Below are 14,940 nucleotides of genomic sequence, written 5' to 3'. Positions count from 1 at the left end.
GTGGCTGGGTGATCGTGTGGACGTCATCCGAAGACCCACATGTTCTTCAAGCCCGGAATCGGGGTCGAGAAGGCCGAGTTATCGGGTGTTCCGTTCGGCCCCTTCAAGTTCGGGGCCGGGTTGGCGACGACGATCTTGCCGTCGTCTGTGACCCCTCGGGCGGTCACAATGTGTCCACCGGGGCACGGGCAGAACGGTGGCGGGAATCCGCCGTCACCCGAGAGCACGAGCTTCTTGCCGTTGTTGAGTGCGGCCACGGCGGCGGCGTAGTCGGTGCCGATGGACCGGACCGGGACCTTCCACTTCGGTTCGATCTGGTCGAAGAACGACCACGACAGTCCCTCGGCGCCCCAGGCACCCTTCTCCACCGCGTACTTCGCCACGGCCGGCGGAGTGATCGAGCTGTCGACCGTGGACGCCAGGATCATCGCGACTGACGTCGGCCCGCAGCCTGCTGCGGCAAGCGGAAGGCCATCGACCTGCCACCGTGGATCGTTCTGCGAGTAGTACACCCACGACCCGTTCGGCGCTGCCGACCCTTCACCTTCGCTGCTGCTGTCGCCGCATCCGTTGCCAGTGATCGAACCCGAGGACGGGAGGCGGTTGCCCAGTGACTTCTTGGTCTTGGCATCGACGATCTGGTTCGATTCGGGTAGCCAGCCTTTCTCGAAGTTGGTTGCCATCAACCAGTAGCCCATGCGTACGTAGTCGCCGTTCTGGCCGCGCGCGAAGTTCGGCAGCACCGCACCCTCGACGGCGGTGCCGTCGTTGCCGTTGTAGTTGGCCATGTAGGTGAGCAGGCTCTTCTTGGCCGGGTTGTGCCGATAGAACGGTTTGGTCGGATAGTCGGCCGCAGGATTCCCGGTTTCGCCGTAGATCACCGGCAGGCCGGCGGATCCGGGCGAGTGGTTGAACGCGGCGTGTACCGCATCCTCGGGATTGCCGGGGTCTTTCATCCCGTCGCCGTCGCCGTCGTAGCCCATCGACGCCCACGACGACGGGATGAACTGCCACGGCCCATTTGCCGAAGACGTCGACGTCGCCCAGCCCGTCTTGCGGTACGGCGGCCACCCGCGATTCTCCGCCCACAGGGTTGCGGCCACGATGCGCCGATCGGAGTCGGGATGCTTGGCGGCGGCCTCGTTGATGAGTGAGCGCCACGGTTCTGGAACCGCCTCGGGCAGTGGCTCGCCCGCCGCCGGGCGGGTCGCAGGAGCCTCGCTGCTAGGGGCTTCGTCCGAAGGTTCTTCGGTGTGCGGCACCACGGCTGCCATGTTCCGTACCCCACCCGAGCTGCGTGTCTGACCAGGCTCGGACGCGCCGTTGAGCCAGGGTTGTGGGTCGATCGCGGTGCCGCCGAAGCGGCCGCCTTCCCAGACCTCGAAGTGCAGGTGAGTGCCACCGGGGCCGGGAGGGCTGACCGAGCCGTTGTACCCGACTCGTGCGATCTGCTGGCCGGCCACCACCTTCTGCCCGGGCTGCTTGACCAGGAGGTCCTGGGGGAACATGTGGCCGTAGACGGTGTCGACGCGTTTGCCGTCGATGGTGTGCCGCAGAATGATCCACTGGCCGAATCCCGAGGCAGCCTCGGCCTTCTCCACGATTCCGTCGTAGGCGGCATAGATCGGTGCACCGGGTTGTGAGCCCAGGTCGATGCCCTGATGGGGTGCGCCACCACGCATTCCGAAACCGGAACTGAGGTTGTAGGTGCCCTTCTTCATCGGCCAGGTGCGCTGACCGGGGTTACCGCCGGAGGGTGTCTCGCTGACGCCGCCGGAGGGGTCGCAGTCGATCACAGTGCCGCTGAGTATGGCGACGATGGCAACGGGTATCGCCACCACCAGCGCCACGGCCAGCGCCACAGCCCCTTTCGCGACCTCGTTCATGGAGGGGTACCCCGGTCTTTGAGGGCTTCCACGAGATTGGCGTTGAGCCGTTGCAGTGCCCGCATCTGTTCGCGGGCGGCGGTCAGTTCCAGGTTCGTACCGGCCGGCGGAGTGTCCTGTTCGCTGACCGCGCCCCGGTACCAGTTCTTGATCGTGTTGGGATGCACCGACAGCTGCTTGGACACCTCACAGCAGGCGGCCCACAGGGACTCGACGTGCGGCAGCAGGTCGCGGACGGTGGCCACGGCCAGCTCTCGGATCTCGGCGTCGATCCAGCCGTAGCGCCGGGTCGAGTCGGGGGCGCTCATGCCGCACCTGCTCGGCTGGTGATGCCCTTGAAGCGGGAGTTCGTGTCGTGCACAGCGCCGCTGGCTTCCAGCGGGGTGAAGTTCAGTCGGAAAGCGATGCCGGGGCGGTTGTCCTCACCGAATTTCAGCAGGAACACGCCCTGGCCGTGGGGGCGCGGACGTTCGGCGGCGCGGTCGCCGACCCTCATGCTGTGGCGGAGCTTTTGCAATACCGACTCCGATGGCGGCGGTGTCGAGGCCGCCGAAGTGACCAGGGCACGCTCGGCGGCGTTGAATTGCGTCACTGCCGAGAGCCGGTCGAGTTCCTCCGGGCCGACCGGGCCGATGAACTTCAGCCGTGCCTTCTCCAAGAAGCCGATCGCTTTGTTGGCGTCGGCCTGGGACTCGAACGCTGACAGATCGGCCACCGAGTGGGTGATCATGACCAGCGACACCGCATCGGACCGGTTCAAACGGACCAGCGCATCAACGCGATCGACGATGCCCGCACCGGAACCGATCACCTGCCACAGCTCGTCGATGATGACCTGGAAGGTGCGTCGCGGCCCCATGCCCGCATCGGCAAGGACATGGGCGGCCTCGACGGCACCGAATCCGTCGGACCAGCACACCAGCAGCAGTGCGGCTTTGAGCTTCTTGTCGCCTTGGGGAACGCGGGACACATCGACACAGACCGCCGGCGCGTTGACATCGAGCGGCTGGGTGGTCTGACCGTTGAGAACTTCGCCCAGTCGACCGCACACGAGTGCTCGCAGCGAGCGGCGCAGCGGTGCGGTGACCTCGACGTAGGCCTCTTTCCATTCCACTGCTGCGTCTTCGTAGAGAGCAGCGTTGCCCTCCTTGATGACTTCGTAGAGGTCTTCGAGGATCGGTGGGTGAGCGCCGGTGAATCCTCTGCCGTCCTCGGACTTTGGCCGGTAGAGCATGTCCAATGCCGAGGACAGCAGGGTCTCCTCGAAGTCCTCCACCGCTCGCCCGCGGTTGATCTCGACCAGACCGGCGAGGGTGGCGACCTGGCGTGCCCGCAGATCCGCGGCCACCTGCACTCGTAGATCGGACAGGGTGGTCAGTCGTTGACGCTGTTCGTCGCTCGGATCGGTGAGGGCCTGGAGTGCTGCGACTTCCTCGCTCAGCCGGTCCAGGACGGTGCCGAGGGCCCCGGCGGCCAACGGGTTGATCTTCTGGTGCCCGTAGCCGCCGGTCACGACCTGTCCGCCGTTGGCTCGGGTCAGCTCGGCGTAGTCGGGCTTGATGTCGCCGAGGAACAGGGAGGTGTGGCCTTGGGCCAGGTTGCCCAGCGCCAACCGGCGCACCAGCGACGACTTGCCGAAACCGTTGAGCGCCAGCACGAACGCGACCGGGGCGGTGATCAGCCCGGCCAGGAACCACGAGAGCGGATCGCAGCCGAAGTCCTGCCCGGTTCGCAGGTGAGAGCCGAGCGGGGTCCCCAGCAGCGGCGACGATGCTCCGATGGAGAACGGCCAGAACCCGCCAGCCACCTGGGCGGTGGTGGCACGCCATTCGTGCATTTTCAGCACGATGTTGGTGCGGCCTCCCCCAGCTCCAGCTGCGCCGCGATGGCCAGGGTCGCGTCCTTCGATGTCGAATCCGCCCTGCTCGACCACGCGGGAAACTGCGCGCATTCGTCGCCGATCTTCGGTGGCCAGGCGGTGACGCGCCTTGCGGCCCGCCAGCCCAGTCTTGGTGGCGGCGTCGAGTTTCAGTTCCGCGTATCGCTGGGCGGTCAGCACCAGCACGCCACCGACGCGCACCGTGTCGGGCACCGTCTCCTTCTCGACGGAGATGGCTGAGGAGTCGGCGGCGCGGTGCCGAGGGGGCACTCCCAATGTCGTCATTACTCGCTTGGTCCTCTCGGTTTCAGGTGGTGAGGCGCTTGTTGACCGTGGCGTATTCGGGAAGCAAGATCCCCAGGCCCAGCGACCCGGCGAAGGCCGAGTCCTGGCCGCCGTACACGCGCTGGACTCCGATGCGTGCGGCCGCGGACATACCCTCGATCTCGGCGGTCATCTGGGGCAGATCGGCGTCGTGCGGCGCGGTCAGGGTGACCAGCACGCCGAAGCGGGTCAGACCTGCACCACGGGCTTGCTCTTCGCGGGCGGCACGGGTGTTGTCCACGCGGATCGACGCCGCAGCCGAACCGATACCGGTTTTCGCCTGCTCTGCCGACAGAGCGTCCTTGAAGTCGCCGTCGACCAGCTTGACCGCCTCGGCGATGTTGTGGATGCGGTAGATGATCGCCACCCGCTTGCGCGGCAAATCGAAGCGGGGCACCAGCAGCGGGCGAAGCGCATCGTGGGTGACAGTGCCTGCCGGCGCAGCCGCCATTTCCCAGGTGATGGAGCGGAACCCGTTGTGCACGTAGTAGTCCCACTGGGCCTTGGCGCCCGCGCAACCGGTCTGATCCCAGCGCAGTTCGTCCTGCTCGCCGCGACTCAGCAGCACTTCGAGTTCGCGGTCGAGTTCGGGACGGTACGCGCGGGTTGCCACTGCACACAGCTCCCCCGCCGTCATCGGTGCTGCGTCCAGACCAGCCGCAGCAGCGTTGGAGATGATCGTCGAGAGCAAACGCCCGATCGCGGCACCCTGGTCGGCCACCTCACGGCTGGCTGCCTCGCGTTGGCGGCGGAAGGTGATCGAGATGCGCAGCTCGCTGCGCACGATCGCCGACGCCCGATGCAGAGCCGTCTGTGCCATGACCTCACGGGCATAGGCCGGAGCAGCCGGAGAGGTGATCGCACGGACCTCCGAGGCGATGCGGGTGCCGTTGTCGGGAACGGTTTCGACGACCACCGTTGCGCCTGCCACGTTGTGGGTCGTGCCCAGGCTGGCGAGGAAGTCATCCCACCCCTGCACCCACTCGTTGATTTGCCACTGCTCGACAAGTTCCTGCCCTTGGGGCTGGCTGGACAGGACCACGGTGTAGTGGTCCTTGGCCCTGGCGTGGATCAGGCCGAACCGCTTTCCCGAGCTCAACTCGTATTCGTAGAGCCGGGTATCGCCCTGGATGCCGGGCATCTGCGAGCGGCCCGGCACCACCCCGAACACGCCTCCACGGAACGTGTTCTCTCCCTTGCTTTGTGCCCGCCAAAACGCCAGACGCACAATCATCAACTCCCATCCAGTACGACCTCGGCGCTGCATCAGCATCGGCACCAGCAGAGTTATGCCGAGGCCGAGAATTGCGCCGGTCAACAACAACGAGCGGAAAATCATGAACTGGAGCACGCCCACGATGAGCACGGCGCCAGCGAAAATGGTTGCGCCCCATGTCATACCGAAGAGGCCGGTGGAGCGAGGCTTCTCCCAGCGGCCATACAACAGGACGGCGTTGCTGCGCGGAGTGCTCATCGGTAGCTGCCCTCCTGCGCCGACGACGAGGACTCGTATCCGTCGTCGAACAGCATCTCGGAGGCCGACATCACGGCATTGCTTGCCATCGAGACATCTCCCATCGAGGGACCACCGGTGCCAGAGCCACTGCCGCCGCCGGAACCGTTCCCACCGAGCTGGTCGGTGGAGTTACGCCCTCCGGGCGGGGGCGACGAGGGCGAGCCGCTGCCGCCGCTGCTGCTGCCACCAGTTCCACCGCGACCAGGGGGCATGCCTCCACTACCGGTGCCGCCACCGCCACCACCAGGAGGTGGTGGGCCGCCGGTCCCACCGCTGAGCCCGCCGCCTGCACTCGGTCCTGCGGCAGCACCGCCGCTTGTCGCGCCCGCGGTCGCGGCTGTCGACGCCCCGCCGGCAGCGGCTGAGGCTCCGCCGGTCGCGACCATCGTTCCAGCGGCAGCAACCACGCCCGCGGTCATCATTCCGGCCTGCAACCCGGACCCGCCCGACATCGCCGCACCACCGGAGACCAATCGCATCAGGATCGGCAGGACCAAGGCGCTCAGGGCGAGCAAGATCAGGCCCATCAAAGCCATCTGTGCGTCTTTGAGGGAGTTCACGTCGTGACCGGCCATCTTGAACGCCACCCAGTACACGATCGCGGCGACTGGTTTCCAGAGCAGCAGCGCCACAGTCCATTTGATCAACTTGGAGAAGGCGTCCTTGCCAACTGCGGTGCCGCCGAAAGAGCCAACCAGCGGAATCACGGCCACCACGACAGCGAGCATCGCCTGGCGCCCGATCAGAAGAACAGCCTGCAACAGACCGCCGAGAATTCCGCAGATCGCGACCACGAAGACCAAGCCCGACCCGAGACCGACGACCAAGTTAGCCGCGCCCAGGTTAGCTATGAGCTGTTCGTTATTCTCCGCACCCTTGTCGAGCATCCAGTCGGCCAACGAGTCGCTAGCTGCCGTGCAGACGGTGAGCACGCCGCCGAACATCCAGGCCCCGAACACGGTTTTCGCCAAGCTCGTAAACGACTCCTCGGCTTCGTTCATCACCGCCTGGCGGCGCGCCCGGATCAGTTTGTAGGAGCCAATCAGGATTGACAGTGCCAGCCCATAGAGCTGCAACTGCACGGTTGATTGCTGAATATCGGTGATCACCGAGTCGTGGGCATAGTCCGGTGTCGGGATTTTGATGAACCACGCCAAGGCGAGTTCGATCATCTTCACCCAGCCTTGGGCCATCGACTTCGCAACCGACTTGAAGCCGTCGCCGGCCGCGTCCTTGATTGCCCCGCCGAGCTGCTTGGCGGCCACGCAGCCCAACGGACTGGTCAGCATTGCCACCGGGTTCTTGACGCACTCCTTGGTGCTGTCGACAACGTTCGGTGCGGCAGCGGCTACCGGAATCGTGTCCGGGACAGAAGTGTTGTCCCCCATGCCGATAGGGACCCGCACGAGAAGAACCGCGGCCAAGATGACGGCGATGAGGAGGCGGCGCGGCCACGCGCGGCCCGAGGTCAGAACCATGTCGTCGCCCACCTCGGGTCGTCGAGGTACTCCTCGAAGTCGCTGAGTTCAGAGGACACGACGGCCTCGGTCAGTTTCAGTTTCCAGCGGCCGTTCTCCCAGATCACCGGGATCGCGCCACCGTGGTAGACGGTGCCGTTGGTGGTCGGGAACTCCTCCGGTGCGGGCAGGGGACCGAACATCCAGCGCACGGAGGCAGAGTTCTCGCTGTAGCGGTCCTCGAGGATTTGCACCGCGGCCGGGATCGTCTGGTACTGCGGCTCACTCGGCGCGTTGAGGACGATGTTCTTCAGTTCGGCCGAACCGATGACCGAGCTGTCGAGGATCGCCTGGCGTACCTCGCGCGGCCCGTAGGTGGCGCGCATGAGGATCTGCAAGGTCGCCAGCGCCGCGCCCTGCGGAGTGCGGCTGAAACCTGAGGGCACACCGTCGGCACTGATCTCGGTGGGACCGTCACTGGTACTGAACGGCATCGGCGCTCCGTAGACCTTCTGCCATTCCAGTCCCTGCGGTGGGGCGATCGGCTGTGTGAGCCGCGATGACGACGTCTTCGACGTCTGTGCCAGGACGTGGCCGTGGGGGTCGGCGGGAACCCGCATACCGCGCCCGATGACGTCGACGTCGCTGCCGGTGTAGGGCCCGTTGGGGTCGGCGGGCAGTGATTCAGACGGTTCCTGCACGACCGGCGGCAAAACAGCAACCCTCGGTTGGCTGCTGTCCTCGCCACCTCTGAGCAGTGCCAGTCCGGCGATGCTGGTGGCCACGAGCACCACGACCACCGCCGTCCACACGCCAGAACGCTTCCACCAGGCGCGCCTGGTAGGGGTCTCGGATTCGGTCATGCCTGGAAGCGCCATTGCGCAGTTCTCCCTGCTAGTTGGATTCGGGAAGGCGGATCATGCCCGCCGGCGGGATATCGAGCGCCTGAACGCGGTTGGTGGTGTTGTCCACGGTGGGAAGCTCCAGCAACCAGTCACCGCTGACTACCCACCGCACGGTGGCCGTGGTCTTGGTTATCGAGTCGTCGGACTGGCGGGTGACGATGCCGACGGTCGCCTTATCCGGGGTGAAGGCCTCGACCGTGTACCCGATGACGCTGGGTGCCTTGTCTTTCGGGACCGGCTGAGTGATCGAGAGTTGAACACGATTGACGGACCACTGATCTCGTGCTGCCGACGGCGCGACCAGAGTGCCGACCACCCTCGGCCACGTGTTGTCGTCGGCCACCGACATCCGGATGGTCGCCGAGATCGCCGCCAGCGCCGCACCGGCACCCGTGCGGGCATATCCGGTGGGGACCGACTGATAGCGGTTGTTGCGCGGACCTTCATCGGCGGCAGGTACCTTGACCCCCGCGAATGAGGTCCACACGACATTGGTCGGTGGAGCTGTCGGTGCCGGCGTCGTCGATGACGATGCAGACGTCGAGGAATCCCCACCGCAGCCGGTGAGGAGGGTCAGCAGCGCGATCAGCGCGATCAGCGCGGCCAGCGTGGTCAGACCGTAAGTAGCGCCCCGGCGATGCCGGTGGATGCTGCGGCCACGATCAGCCCGATGATCACTCCCAGCGGAGTGTCTGGCGGGTCGGAGGCGGGGTGATCCTGCACGTGCCCCATCTGCCCGCCGATCCAGAACAGCCGCGCCACCGCGGCCAGACAGATCAGCCACATGATCCAGCCCAGAAGCAGATTGAGCGGTTCGGTGACCTCCTTGGGAAGGTCGCTGCCCGCTGCCAGCGTGTGCAGCACGTGCATTCGTGGGTCCTTTCATTAGCTGGTCAGGCCTCCGACGAGACCGCCGGCGACGGCGATGATGACGCAGCCGATGCAGGTCTTGGCGACCTTGGTGGCCGCCTCGCTGTCAGCGGTGCCCTGGTGCTTGTCGAAACCGAACTTGCCGCCCGCGATCAGCAGGGCGCACACAGCCGCCAAGCACGCACCCCAGCCCACCCACGACACGAGAGTCATGAACTTCTCCGAGCCGGGAGGCGCGGTGGGATTGACCTGGAAGTCGACGGCCAACAGCTGTGCTTCGGTGATGAGAGAACGGGTGGTCATGATGTTTCCCCTCGGTGTTTAGGCGACCGTCACGGACGGATCGCTGCGTTCGGCAGCACGGTCGGCTGCCAAGTCCTCACAGATTTGATGTCCCACTGCCGCAATCGGACTCGGCACAGTCGCGATGACGCCGTCGGCGGTCTGTTGCGTGGTCTTGACCCCGTCGGCGGGCCGCCATGTCGGCAGTTGCCGATGCAGCAGCGGGATCAACGATTTGACCCACGGGATGCGATAGGAATGCGGAGCCAGCTCCGACACTGTTCCCGCGTAGCGCACCACGTCCTTGCTCGGACGTCCTGGATGGGCGGCAACGGTGATCAGTCCACACACGGTGACCCCCACCGGCGCGGATTCGTCCAGCGCCGCACGCAGAACGTCGGCGGCCGCAGCGATACCGCTCATGTGTTCGCGGGCCACGACGAGCACGCGACGGGTGGTCAGCGGCGAGGTGGGCCACCGTCGCTCGGTATCGGCGGCCGGCGCCCACATCCGGGCGAGTGCGGTGGTACCGGCTCCGCCGTGTGCACCCATCAGCGCGAACAGCGGCGGGAACTCGCCAGTGATCGGCAGCGGCTCGGTACGGACCTCAATCACTGCGACACCACCGAACGACGCCCATCGGTCGTCCTGGAGCTGGTGTGGGCGGCCAGCTCCGAGACGGCGTCCCAGGTGCGGGGTGCCAACGCATCCTGCCGCTCCAGATCGAGGTGTGTGCCTTCGCCCAGCACCGGGTCGTAATCCAGCGCGACCACGGCGGCGACCTGACCGGTCACCGCGTTCTGCACGAGTTCGGTCAGGGCGAGGTGATTCAACGTGGGCACCTGGCACGCGATGACCAGCACCGTGTCAGCCAGCAGCCCCATCGAGTCCCAGCAGTCGAACACCTCCCTTGACCGATTGAGCAGGTCCGGTCGGGGGCTGACCACGAGAACCGGTGTCACAGCCTCGGGTAGCGGTTCATGGTGCAGTGCTTGGGCCACGCTGAAGGCGCGCGCACCGGTATCGACCACCGGGACCCCGCGCCCGGTGGTCGATACCCGTTCGAGCACAGCGCCAATGGCGGTGCCCTCGTCTGGTGCCCACAGCGTGGCTCCCCGAGGGGAGTGCCACTGGCGGCGATCGGGAACAGCGTCCACGCCGAAGCGGCGCGGCACGTCGGTGTCGTTGCCCGACAGGTCGACCCACCACGACCGGTCTCCCAGGTCGGCGGCCCGGTAGTCGGCGAGGAGCGCCGAGAGCACCGAGGTGCCCACTCCCCCGCTCGTACCGCACACCAGCACCGGTCGCTCACGCACCGGGATCTGCTGGGAAGTGCTGGGGTGGTTGGGGACTTCGATCAAGGACCGAGGCCCGGTTCCGGTCAACCATGACGATGCCGATTCGTTCATCTGCGTGTGCTCCTGTTCGGTCGATGCCGCGCGTGCGCCTTATCGGCGGTGGGCGGGCTTCTTCTGCTGCGGCCACTCCACGTGCAGACCGGGGATGGCCTTGTTCAGATCGCTGACCGCCTGCTTGGTCGCCTCGTGCACCTGCTTTTCCACCTGCGGCGCAGCAGCGCCCAGGGCCGCGTACGGTGCGCGCGCCTGCTCCCCCGACCATCCGGCCCGCAACGTCTGACCGCCGACCGCGACCGAAGCGCTGACGTCTCCGCCGGCGGTGACCGTGTAGTCCACGGCGGGCAGGCCGACCTTGGCGGCCTCGTCGGCGGAGAGGTTCAGCTCGAACTGGTTGGCACCGGGATTCGCCGGTGCCTCGGGCGTGTGCGGAGTCTGCGGGCGGTCGGGCTGGCCCGGAAGCCGCGGATTCGCGCCGGGATCACCTGCGCCCAGGGTGTGCGCGATGATCCCGCCAGCCAGACCACCCGCCGCGCCGCCGGCGAGCGCAGCCGGAATGCCCAGCACCGCAGCACCCGCCGCCGCACCGATAGCCGCGCCACCCGCAACGTTGACTGGGTTGCCTGCCGAGATCGTGCCGCCGATCACGCCGCCGATCACCGCGCCGCCGACGCCGCCGACGACGGCGGCCGGGATGCCCGCTGCGGCTGCGCCCGTCACGCCACCCGCCGCGACACCGATCACTGTGGCCGCCGCCTGGCGTGACGCCTCGTCCTCAGGGACCCCCACCGAGATCAGACCCTGAGCGATCTTCGCTTCGGTGTAGGCAGCCCACTCGTTGATCGACGTGACATCACGGCGCGACATCCCCTTCGGAATGTCGGTGATGTAGTTGCCGATTCGGATCTTCTCCGGCGGCGGCGCGATGGGACGGACCGGAGCGGCGGGCCGAGGCGGTCCGATCGGCGCTGTCGGAACCGGGCTGTAGCTGTCGTCGTACTGCGGGGTCACCAGCGGCTGATACGGCGCTTCCTGCGGCGGCGGCGGGAGCGTGCCCGGTCCCGGCGAGTAGTTCGCCGGCGGAGGTGCGGGTGCGGGGGTGGGTGTGGTTCCACCCTGCTCAGGGACGGCGGGGGTGGCCGTGCCTCCCTGCTCAGGTGCCTCGGGAGCGCTCGGCGACGCGCCGCCCTGCTCAGGGACGGCCAATGCCGGTCCAGCGCCGAGTCCCGACGCCAGCGCGCCGGCAACTACCGCAGCGGCCAGCAGCCGATGGTGAGACGACAGCTGGTGTCTTCCGTTGTGGCGGTGTTTCGCGGTCATGTTCTTACCGGGTCCTTTCAGGTTGATCCATCAGCAGCCCAACGTGTTTCATTGGTGCGCTTCAGGGGGTGTCTTTCTTGATTGAGGCAATCCAGGTCTTGCCGTCGGCCTGGACGGTCTGAATCAGCTGCGGGTAGACGATCGGCTGTTCACCTGGCCTGGTCTCGGTTAGCTGCACCGCGTAGAGGCCGTTGCCACGGTCGGTGATGCGCAGGCAGTGACCGGTGTCGGCGGGCAGCGCGTCGATGCTGGCTTGCAGCTCCTTGGTGCTGCCGACGCCCGTCGGTGTGGCAACCGTGCGTGCCCGCTCCCCCGACCGATCGACGTAGTAGGCGTAGTCGAAGGCCTTGATCACTCCCGGCCCCGATTCCTGATCGCCCGAGTCGTTTCCGATGGTCACCGGACCGTCGACACCCTCGGGACAGTCGTCATCTGCGGCTGCTGTCACCCCGGTGGTGTCGGCGAGGACGTCCACCGGGTCCTGCGGAGCCGAATCCTCACTCGCACCGCCGAACAGCATCCCGGCCCCCACAGCACCAGCGACGATCACCACGACTACCGCCGCCAAAGCGACAACCAGAACACGACCAGCGGGACGCGTACCCCGACGCGGCTGCCGGACGCGATGATCCGAACCCCGGCCCTTGGGCTTCCTCCGGGGAACGGCCGCAGCGACATCAAGGTCGTCATCGTCCGGGAGATCGTCGCCCTCGGCGGCCTCGGCGAGTCCTTCTTCCTCCGGAAGCGCTGCTGGCTCGAGGTCGGGTCCATCCTCATCGAGGGCAAGCCACCCCCACTCATCCCCAAGCCCAAGACTGCGCTCATCCTGCCGGTCACTGACGGGGTCAGCGACCTTTCCCGCCGCCCGCAGGTCGGCCAAGTGCTGTGCAGGTGTGCCGCCGGCATAGGCCCACGCCGCGATCGTGTCGAACCATTTCGAATCAGAGTTGTTGGTTGTCAACAAAATTCTCCTCTCCCCCCTTTCGGGAAGAAGCCGGGTTCACGGGTCACTCGGCGGTGGGAACGGGTTCAGAGGATGAGGCGGGATCGTCGGTCAACTCGGGAGCCGACGACGTATCGGTGGCCGGGATGTCTTCATCGGGCACAGGTGCGGTCTCCGGCGGCTCGGTGGAGGCTGTACTTCCGGCAGGCACCGTCGTCGCGGTGTCCGGAAGTGTCGGCACGACGGCAGGTGACGGGGCGCTCTGCGTATCCGGGGAGAAGAGCGTGTCGCCGGTAGAGCCGGGCGACAACGTCTTTCCCGCTATGTCCGCAGCGAGTGCGGCGAACCAGGCAGCGGTATAGGCCGCTGCCGACACTCCCGCAGACGTCGAGGCCCGCGACCCGTAGCTGGTGTGCTGCTGCGCTGTTTGCCAGTAGCGCACCAGATTCGACACATCGAGCAGCTCGGAATTGTCGGCGACGTTCTCCTTGACGGCCTCGAACGCTTCACCGGCCCACCGATTCACCGTGGTCGGCGGCACCAGCTTGACCGTGGCGTCGAGGGCCTTTGCCCCCAGCATCGCCAGCGCGGCAGGCGGGTTCGCCAGTCCGGTCGTCGCCAGGGCTGTAATGGTGGCCGGGTCCAGCACCTCCTTGGCCACAGTGATCACCGCGTTGAGCCCGATCGTGCCGACCTTCACCAGCGCATTCAGCGCATCGCTGACCGAGGGCATCGGGGTCCTCGGATCAGAAGCGACCGCCAAACGCTGAGAGATCGACTGACCCGGCTGATACGACAACTCCTCCAGGCTTTCGCCCTGGACGTCCTCATTGATCACCGGAACGGCGGTCTTGACCGTAGTCAGAGCCAGCGCTTCGGCCAACGACGTCAGCGTTTGCACCGGATCGTCCTGGTCGAGCTTGCTCTGTCCCACGATGTTGGTCACCAAATGGACAACCGGTGCGTCGGCGGGTGCGTCACACGCCAAATCGCCGCTCTGGCAATGAGATGCGACACGACCGGTCAACGCTCCGTAGTCGCTGACCGTATCTGCGGTCGGGCCGATCCCACCGCCCGCTGGCATCTGCTGGTCCAGCACGGGCACCGACATCAGCGATTCACCCGAGGTACCTGGAGCCGGATCAGGGCGGGTCGCACCGTCCCGGCCAGGAAACAGAGGTGAACCAGAAGGCCGGGTGGGATCACCGAACAGCGACACTCCCGCAACCCGATCCGCAGAGACCGGGCCTCGCCCCTGGCCGATGTCGCGGGCGACCCGGCCCGCCGCGAATGCACCCTGCGAGTAGCCGGTCAACGCGAACTGCGTGTCGTCGCAGCGATCCGCGACCTGCTTGATCATCGAAGTGGTGCGAGTGACTGCGTGCGAGACGGACTTGTCGAAGGTCATTGACGAGTTCCCGACCGCGCCACCAAACCCTGCCGGATAGGGAACGTATGCACGCTGAACCAGGGAGCCGGCCATCGTCATCAGCGGTTTCATGACTGACGACAGGAACCCGGAATCGGTGGTCGGACTGGCGTCGGCCGCCGACTGGCCCGTGCCCTGAACTCCCAGGACGTACAGGCTCGGGCAGGCACCCGCCGCTTCGGCAGGAGCCTGCGCAGTGCTCAGGCCACCAACGGTCAGCGACACCGCCAGGCCCGCGGCTGCACCGCGCCGCACCCACGTCCGACTCACTGCGCCATGCTTTCCGCGAGCTTGCTGGGAAAGAGCGGATGCCCCAGGTTGCAATGGGGTATTCCAAGTGCCGTCATCATCGGTACGCCAGTCACACACACGTAGCCCGATGGACGGCATGCGCACAGATATGTTGCTGTGCCGCTAACAATTTCGGCGACCGGAACAGCGCCCCCATACGGTGGGAGCGCAGTCTGTCGCTGCGGAGAAATGAAGCCGTACACGAGTCCTCGCTCTTGGTCGAGAGACTCGATTCGGTTACGGCGCACGAATGATCCAGGCAGCGGATAGCCGCTACCCATACACCTCACGTAGCATGCGAAATGTCGGACTCGTGGTCGCTAACCGCATCGAGTCGGGCAATGAACTAGGAGTCCTCGTGGCGGGGTGAGGCGAGACGGCCAAATCTAGGCCCCACCTCGCTCACGAGGCTCCTACAGACGTTGTGCTGGTGCTACTCCTCCCCTGCTCGGACGACACCACGACGGCAACCCTCAAGGTCGC

The 14,940-nt window shown here is 66.5% G+C and carries 14 protein-coding genes; all 14 read right to left on the bottom strand.

The genetic code is table 11. The features are described from left to right. Positions 1 to 23 precede the first annotated feature (23 nt). Positions 24 to 1,886: a peptidoglycan DD-metalloendopeptidase family protein gene (locus M1L58_RS15715; RefSeq protein WP_248659598.1), complete on the bottom strand. Its 1,863-nt coding sequence runs from the start codon at positions 1,884 to 1,886 to the stop codon at positions 24 to 26. Continuing rightward, on the bottom strand, positions 1,883 to 2,194 hold the full coding sequence (locus tag M1L58_RS15710) for a transposase (RefSeq protein WP_248659597.1): 312 nt from the start codon (positions 2,192 to 2,194) through the stop codon (positions 1,883 to 1,885). The genes M1L58_RS15715 and M1L58_RS15710 overlap by 4 nt, the downstream gene beginning before the upstream one ends. Beyond that, positions 2,191 to 4,050: a hypothetical protein gene (locus M1L58_RS15705; RefSeq protein ID WP_248659596.1), complete on the bottom strand. Its 1,860-nt coding sequence runs from the start codon at positions 4,048 to 4,050 to the stop codon at positions 2,191 to 2,193. The genes M1L58_RS15710 and M1L58_RS15705 overlap by 4 nt, the downstream gene beginning before the upstream one ends. Before the next feature lie 22 nt (positions 4,051 to 4,072). Then, entirely contained in the window at positions 4,073 to 5,563 is a 1,491-nt protein-coding gene (locus tag M1L58_RS15700; RefSeq protein WP_248659595.1) for an SCO6880 family protein, read from the bottom strand. Then, positions 5,560 to 7,095 carry a hypothetical protein gene (locus tag M1L58_RS15695; RefSeq protein WP_248659641.1) on the bottom strand — a complete coding sequence of 512 codons (1,536 nt, stop codon included), beginning with the start codon at positions 7,093 to 7,095 and terminating at the stop codon, positions 5,560 to 5,562. Before M1L58_RS15695 ends, M1L58_RS15700 begins: the two co-directional genes overlap by 4 nt. Then, positions 7,074 to 7,925: a hypothetical protein gene (locus M1L58_RS15690; RefSeq protein ID WP_248659594.1), complete on the bottom strand. Its 852-nt coding sequence runs from the start codon at positions 7,923 to 7,925 to the stop codon at positions 7,074 to 7,076. The genes M1L58_RS15695 and M1L58_RS15690 overlap by 22 nt, the downstream gene beginning before the upstream one ends. Positions 7,926 to 7,956: 31 nt before the next feature. Continuing rightward, positions 7,957 to 8,454, bottom strand: coding sequence for a hypothetical protein (locus tag M1L58_RS15685; RefSeq protein WP_248659593.1), 498 nt, complete (start codon positions 8,452 to 8,454; stop codon positions 7,957 to 7,959). A 125-nt stretch (positions 8,455 to 8,579) separates the two neighbouring features. Further along, the gene (locus tag M1L58_RS15680; RefSeq protein WP_243829244.1) at positions 8,580 to 8,837 is read right to left on the bottom strand and encodes a hypothetical protein; all 258 of its coding nucleotides are present in this window, start codon (positions 8,835 to 8,837) and stop codon (positions 8,580 to 8,582) included. A gap of 15 nt (positions 8,838 to 8,852) precedes the next feature. Next, complete coding sequence (locus tag M1L58_RS15675; protein ID WP_211540340.1) at positions 8,853 to 9,140, bottom strand: hypothetical protein; 288 nt, start codon at positions 9,138 to 9,140, stop codon at positions 8,853 to 8,855. Between the two features lie 18 nt (positions 9,141 to 9,158). Then, positions 9,159 to 9,734, bottom strand: coding sequence for a DUF6668 family protein (locus tag M1L58_RS15670; protein WP_248659592.1), 576 nt, complete (start codon positions 9,732 to 9,734; stop codon positions 9,159 to 9,161). Next, complete coding sequence (locus tag M1L58_RS15665) at positions 9,731 to 10,393, bottom strand: hypothetical protein (RefSeq protein WP_248659591.1); 663 nt, start codon at positions 10,391 to 10,393, stop codon at positions 9,731 to 9,733. Before M1L58_RS15665 ends, M1L58_RS15670 begins: the two co-directional genes overlap by 4 nt. Positions 10,394 to 10,567: 174 nt before the next feature. Beyond that, positions 10,568 to 11,794 carry a hypothetical protein gene (locus M1L58_RS15660; RefSeq protein WP_248659590.1) on the bottom strand — a complete coding sequence of 409 codons (1,227 nt, stop codon included), beginning with the start codon at positions 11,792 to 11,794 and terminating at the stop codon, positions 10,568 to 10,570. A 61-nt stretch (positions 11,795 to 11,855) separates the two neighbouring features. Next, a complete protein-coding gene (locus M1L58_RS15655; RefSeq protein WP_248659589.1) occupies positions 11,856 to 12,755 on the bottom strand; it encodes a hypothetical protein in 900 nt (299 codons plus the stop codon). A 46-nt stretch (positions 12,756 to 12,801) separates the two neighbouring features. Continuing rightward, positions 12,802 to 14,436: a cutinase family protein gene (locus tag M1L58_RS15650; RefSeq protein ID WP_374112735.1), complete on the bottom strand. Its 1,635-nt coding sequence runs from the start codon at positions 14,434 to 14,436 to the stop codon at positions 12,802 to 12,804. Positions 14,437 to 14,940: the final 504 nt, after the last annotated feature.

The sequence above is a fragment of the Gordonia sp. C13 genome (assembly GCF_023218005.1).
GTDB classification, from domain to species: domain Bacteria; phylum Actinomycetota; class Actinomycetes; order Mycobacteriales; family Mycobacteriaceae; genus Gordonia; species Gordonia namibiensis.
The sequence above is the reverse complement of the archived record's forward strand: the minus strand, read 5'-3'. Positions and strand labels throughout refer to the sequence as shown.